We start from the raw sequence: 6,569 nt of genomic DNA, 5'->3' as shown, positions 1-6,569 counted from the left end.
AAGGTTAACGACGGTTAGATTCACCTCTTACACAGCACCTTGTTAGGTCAACGACGTAGCTGGATTTTACTTGGACAGATGGTCACTTTCATCGCAACATTGAGTCTTGGCTTTATTAGCCTCAAAGATCAGCTATTCCTCGCTGCTTTGTTCTGCTTTTTAATAGCCCTTGCCAGCGCAACACACGATATTGCCATAGATGCTTTTCGTAGTGACTCTAACCGTCGTGAACCCCAGGTGCTGTGTAAGAGGTGAATCTAACCGTCGTTAACCTTAGCAATACGTAATGGTTACGTTGCTTGCATCTGCTCGTTCAGTTACGTATTGCTAAGGTTAATACAAGCATCCCAACACTTCCACTCAGCACCTATTGTAACGAGAAGTTTCATGTAGCGCTGGTGCGCCGGCGTGTGAGTCCCCTATTTTCATGTTCTGCGCTTGGAAATGACCGAGCACGAACAAAATCGCGGTGACAATTAAAATAAACGCGGCTGGCTTCTTACGTGAACACGCTGCAATTACTTCCCAGAATTTAGAATTTGCGTTTTCCTTACCCGCAAATTTTTCGACATACTTCTGGTCTAGTTTTAAGAAGCTCATTAGAACAGGAAGTAACAATAGATTGGTAAGTATAATAACAGCAACACCCATACTTGCTGTTATTGCTAGCTCGCGAATAATACCAATATCAATAACCAGTAAGGTCATGAAACCTACAGTATCAGACAGCAAGGCGATTCCGCCGGGTACTAGAAGGTTTCTAAATGCCGCCATTGAAGCCCGTTTCGCGCCAATGCCCGTCACTGCTTGCTTTTCTACCGCGTTAATCATTTGAACGCCGTGGCTTACACCGATAGCAAATACAAGGAACGGCACCAAAATTGACATAGGGTCCATGCCAAAGCCAATGGAAGTCAAAGGCCCAAGTTGCCAGATAACGGCAATAATTGAACATACCAATGGCAATAAGGTCAGCATGATGCTGCGTGAGAAGAAGTACACCATCACCGCAGTGATCGCGATTGCAATGGCAAAGAATAACAGTACGTCTTTAGCGCCATCGGCTACATCGCCAATCATCTTCGCAAAACCGATAATATGGATAGACGTGTTTTCGTTTTCATCTGTCCGCGAAGCTGTCTCTTCTAGCTCTGCAGCCAGAGCGAGTGTATTAAGCGGCTCGCCTGTTTGTGGGTCAATATCTAGCAACTGTGCTGTTACCATTGCGCAACTGTAGTCACTTGAAACCTGTCTACCAACGATGTTCGCTTTTTCCACGTTCGCAGCCACAAGCTCCAGAGCCTCTGGCTTTGATGAGTCGAAGTCTGCTGGTATGACCGGTGCCGCCAGCGAAACCACCCTCCACTATTTCAGTAAAGCGTGTAGATGGAGAGAATAGTGAAATTACTAACGAACGGTTTACGCCATTGATGAAGAAAAGCTGGTCGTGAACGTTCTTTAACGTATCGAAGAAATTTTGGTTATAAATATTATCGTTTTTATCACATATTGAAACTAAGATGTTGTTGGCGCCACCAAAATCTTGGCGGTGCTCAATATACGTTTTCATGTACTCGTGATTAAGCGGAATATTTTTTTCGAAACCTGCGTCTAGACGCATTTGTGAGGCTTGGTAACCAAGAAAAACCGTTGCAATGGCAAACAGTGCCACCACAACTTTGCGGTTACCAAACACTAATTTTTCAAGAAAATGGGTCATTGTTTTTATACTGCCCTATTTTAAATTCAACGTTTTAATGCCATTTGCAGTAACAGCAATGCTGGTACCGTTAAACTGCGGTGGCGTTTAAAATCGCCGCTTTATCTTTAATTTGTGACACGGAAATACCGTCATCACTCTGACAATTGGATGGGTTAGCATAAGGATCACGCATACTGGTAGGAAGCGGACGTTGTGCACTTACCATCATGCCGTTGTTGCCTAAAGCGTAAACCTTCGATTCTGACTCAATTAAAATTGAATTAAAAGTGCTAGTTGAACAGGTTTGAACGTATTCCCATTCCCCTTGATCCCTGTTTACGCAAATATTCCCACGGAGACCTACGGCAAGCACCGTGTTTTCATCCAGCGGCTTAATGTCGAAGAAAGACCCTGTGTAGTCGACGTAAACGTTCCCAAGATTCACCCATGTTGGTGCTTTTTGCTAACAAACCTGCTTCACCAGCCATGTACAGCGTATCACCATCAAGGGTTACACGATTTAAGTGAGGTAAAATAGACTCTAACTCTTGTTGATAAAATCTTCGTCTTCCTTGCGAATTTCTTCGAGGTATTCTTGGTCCATTGGGTCAAGAAGACTGGCGTGGCGTTCTGCAGACCACGTCTTTCCACCGTCAAGCGTTCGATAAAACAGGCCATAGGCACCGGTGGCTATACCTTGCTGTTCGTCAAAAAATAATACATCTAAGAACGGGCGTTGAAGTTCGGGTTGATAATTTTGTATCTCCCATGTTTCGCCCCTATCTGAAGAATGAAGAATGACAGCGTCGTGACCAACTGCCCATATTTTTTCGCCTACAACCGTGGTTGCGGTAAGCGTTGATTGAGTTGGCACCGCTTTTTGATTGAAAGTTTTGCCATCTTCTGACACTAATACGTGACCGCGTTCACCGACAATAACGACAAATGAATCAGCGTCTATGTCCAAAAGAACCGATTGCTCAACCAAAGGTGCCATGAATGCTTCTTCGGCAAGTGCAGCTGGAGAGTAATTAGCTGCGAATGTGGCGGCAATGCACGCTGCAATGGTTTTTTTCATAATTAACCATTCCCCCTATTTATAATTGTCTGTATACAAAAACGGCTGGCAAATGCCAACCGTTTGTTGTGTAAGGTGATTAGCGCTTACCTTCTCGTCGTAACGCCTGTGGCGTGAATTCCACATCTCGAGGGCGTACGGTGAAGTCGTACATTTGCTCTTCATTGTCTAGGCCAATAGCCAAATAACGACGAGAGTTTAAGTCATAGTACGCATCAAGCGTCGACCATTGAGTAGGAACTTCATAGTAGTTAACACCATAAGCTACACCAACGCGGTACAGTTCGCCACGATTACCATACATATCAGCGACTTGAATTTGCCAGCTATCTTCATCAATGAAGAATACGCGTTTTTGATAAATGTGACGGAAACCTTCTTTCAACGTAGCTTCAACTACCCAAACACGGTGCTTTTCCCAACGTGTTAGGTCTGGATTAACGTGATTTGGCTTCAAGATATCATCATACGAAGCACTGTCTGAATGAAGCGCATAGTTATTGTAAGCAACAAACATTTCCTGCTTACCAACAAGTTTCCAGTCGTAACGGTTTGGAGAACCGTTAAACATATCGAAGTCATCAGTCGTACGTAGGCCGTCAGCAGCTGTTCCCGGCGTATCGTAAGCGATGTTAGGTGCTAAGCGAACACGACGCTGACCCGTGTTATACGTCCACGCTTTACGTGGTTCTTTAACCTGATCTACTGTCTCGTGAAAAGTAACGCCGTTCCCGCTAGGCGGGCTGGCTTGGTTACTTTTTGCTTAAACATAAACAGAATATTTTCATCTGTTAGTTTTTCAGGTGTAGCACCTTCCTCTGCATATTTAATTAGTAACTGTTCATCAAAGCCGATTACGTTGTAATCACCACCGGTAGTAACTGCTGCTTGTCCACCGTTACGCTGAACCGCTGCTCCACGATAGCGAAGAATGTGGTTCCAAATTGCTTCAAGACCGTTTTGTGGTATTGGAAATGGGATACCCAAAACTGCACCTTTAAGACCATTACCGTCGTCGAGAAGCTCAGCGCTGGTAGCGTTTACCTTAGTCGCATCGTAAACAGCCTGTGGGTTTGACGCAGAACGTCGCGTTGGATAAACCGGCATACGAAAAGTTTCTGGGTAAGCCTCGAAAAGCTTTTTCTGGCCTTCAGATAAGAATTCCGCGTACTCTTTATAGTTCTGTGCTGTTATCTCAAACAACACCTTATCTTCTGGGTAAGGGTCTGGGTGATGGTCACCCACACTGTACCCAGCAGGTGCAGACGTAATACCGCCAGTCCAGGCAGGGATACTGCCATCAGCATTACCCGCTTTTTCTGCGCCAAGCGGCGTAAGTTCGTTACCCAATTTGTTTGCGTCTGCATCAGACACTTTAGCCATAGCGCTTGCACCAGATAAAGCCAGTGACAAAGCGGCAGCAATAATTCCTACTTTTCTAATCATAAAAACCACTCTTAGATTGCGTATTTGATGTTAAATGAAATGAAGTCTCTGTCAGATAGCGCATTAGTTGTACCAATGCCGCCCCAGAATGCACTGTAAGACGCCGTTGCAGACCATTTGCTTAAATAATCGAACGTGAAAGAAAGTGCAGCAGACTTAACATCTTCTGTGAAAAGGAATAATGGATCTGCGTAGTACCCACGTCATGAGAGAAAGTACCGCGAACTCGAAGGTTCATGCCAGCGAATATTGAGTTGTAGTCAGCAACCGCCAATAAGCGATAGCCCCACGCATCGTCAGTTGCAAACGGATTAGTCTCAGGTCCGTCTGAAAGGCCTTGGTGTAAACCTTCACGAGCGTTACCGTTAATTGGTTCAAGCGAAGGTGTACGAGCAGTACCCGGTGCGTTTAAACGAATTACGTCTGGGTCTGGCATATCAACAACGTTTACATAACCTACTTCACCTAGAAGTACGAAGTTGTCAGAGCCAAATTTAGGGCCGAATACATGTGACGCGGTAAATTGCATTTGCCATGTATCAGAGAAAAGGAAACCTTCTGCGGTCTCACCTGGACCTACAGCACGGCCAATGTTGTTTAGCTGTGATATACCCGCTAAATCAGGGCGTAGGCCGGCATTAGCCAACTGCTCTGGCATACCCATGTAAAGCAGTTCAACATCATCTGATTTGTAATGGCTCATCTACACGGTATGCAAACTCACCAGCAAGGGCTGTAGTGCCGATGTTTGTATTGAAACTCATTCCGTAAAGCTTGATGTCTTCTGGGAAAAAGAATTCAGACTTTGTGAACGCGCCAAGCTCAGTGATGTTATCACGTGTAACTTCGTTTGCTGCTATAAATGCCAAGTCTGCGCCGATACCCGCTGCGTAAAGTCAGAGGTAACGCCTGAAATCAATGGGCGCTGGCTGTGATAGTTGATGTGATAAAAACTAAACTCGGTTTCGTTGAGGTTTTCAGCAAACCAGGTTAAGCGAAGACCGTATTGACCTTGATCGTCTGCATCATTGCGCACTTCATCACTGAAACCGCGAATAGCCACTTTCGTTGGATATGCCAGATAGGCTTGAGAAATTGCAGCAGCATCAGCACCTGAGCGCAATAAATCACCATAACCATTCAAGGCAGTCAATAGGTGATTGAGATTGATGTCAGGGTTACCACTGAAACCTAACTGAATGTTGTTGCGCTGACCGCCCTCACCTGCGAAGTCATTACCAGCGAAGTAGCTTCCCGATACCGGTAACCAGCTCTCCTGCCATTCATATTGATAATAACCAGAGATACTGACTGTATCGGTCAAGCCCAAGGAAGCGTAGACCATACCTACCGGTAGGAATACCTCTTTAAGTTCGGCACCTGGTGCACGAGCGCGTGTTACATCGACAGGGTTGGTCGTGTTAATGCCATGCTGGATGAAAGTACTTTCCCCCAACTGATTACTTGGCGGCCAACACGAAGAGTTAGTGGCTTGTCGCCAATCCACCAATCGCCATAGAAGAAAGCATCATATAAACGAACGTCTGTACATAAAAGGTCTTCCGCCTCTGGATCTTGACACAGGTCGTATTGGTTGCCAGTTATTGGGTTAGAGTAAGGACGGTCACCATCCATTTGCTCGAAATCATAGAACCAGAAACCACGCGCGAAGAAACCATAGTCGCCAAAGTTGACGTCTAATTCATGTGAGCCTGAAACTTGCGTTGCGAACGCATCGCCTGCATCGTGGAGCAAGGTTACCGAAGTCACCATTGGTTGAATATGCTCCGTCTGCTAACGCCCACACATCGCTGCTTGGGTATAAAGGATTGAAAGCTGCGTGATAACCACTCCAATCGAATTGAGGGTGGTGACCGTTACCAATAAGGTCGTAATCTCGTGCCTCTGTTCGAATACTTGTAGCCAATGTAAATGTTGAATCTAAAGAAATACTTACATCACCTACTTGCCAATTTGCAGCATGCACTGGTACTGCAGCAGCACCTAGCAGTGAGAGAACTCCCGCCGCTACCTGGTGATACTTAAAAGCGCTAGGCCCATTTTTCATATTTTTATACTCCCAAGTCGATGTGACTTAATGCGTGACATCATGACCAACCATAACGATTAACAAAATCATTACATCATTTTGCCATAACCGCAAGAACTAATCCTACCAGTTAACAAAATTTACAACATTAGTCGTATCAAATAGTTATTGCTTTATTGTGAGTATAAAAGGCATTTATAAACTTGCAGGAAAATTGTACAAGTTTCAAGAGGATTTATCTTATTTACCGTTAAGTAGCATTTTTAAGCGTGTGGCGTACTACTGACATTGAT

The 6,569-nt window shown here is 44.8% G+C and carries 3 protein-coding genes and 3 pseudogenes; 1 reads left to right on the top strand and 5 read right to left on the bottom strand.

Annotated features, from left to right (window positions below):
• Positions 1–39: 39 nt before the first annotated feature.
• Complete coding sequence (locus tag ACXAC4_RS26335; RefSeq protein WP_475167863.1) at positions 40–255, top strand: hypothetical protein; 216 nt, start codon at positions 40–42, stop codon at positions 253–255.
• A gap of 111 nt (positions 256–366) precedes the next feature.
• On the opposite strand, the pseudogene ACXAC4_RS26330 reads toward ACXAC4_RS26335, so the two are convergent.
• The 5 genes and pseudogenes from ACXAC4_RS26330 to ACXAC4_RS26310 all read right to left on the bottom strand — a co-directional run.
• Positions 367–1,720, bottom strand: a pseudogene (locus tag ACXAC4_RS26330) (efflux RND transporter permease subunit); the annotation flags it as partial.
• Between the two features lie 70 nt (positions 1,721–1,790).
• A complete protein-coding gene (locus tag ACXAC4_RS26325) occupies positions 1,791–2,147 on the bottom strand; it encodes a hypothetical protein (RefSeq protein WP_475167860.1) in 357 nt (118 codons plus the stop codon).
• Between the two features lie 96 nt (positions 2,148–2,243).
• Positions 2,244–2,780, bottom strand: a complete 537-nt coding sequence (locus ACXAC4_RS26320) for a WD40/YVTN/BNR-like repeat-containing protein (protein ID WP_475167856.1) — start codon at positions 2,778–2,780, stop codon at positions 2,244–2,246.
• 79 nt (positions 2,781–2,859) lie between these two features.
• Positions 2,860–4,163, bottom strand: a pseudogene (locus tag ACXAC4_RS26315) (DUF1329 domain-containing protein).
• A 74-nt stretch (positions 4,164–4,237) separates the two neighbouring features.
• A pseudogene (locus tag ACXAC4_RS26310) lies at positions 4,238–6,294 on the bottom strand (DUF1302 domain-containing protein).
• Between the last annotated feature and the right edge of the window lie 275 nt (positions 6,295–6,569).

The organism is Pseudoalteromonas sp. AWM4_233 (genome assembly GCF_056158285.1).
The sequence above is the reverse complement of the archived record's forward strand: the minus strand, read 5'-3'. Positions and strand labels throughout refer to the sequence as shown.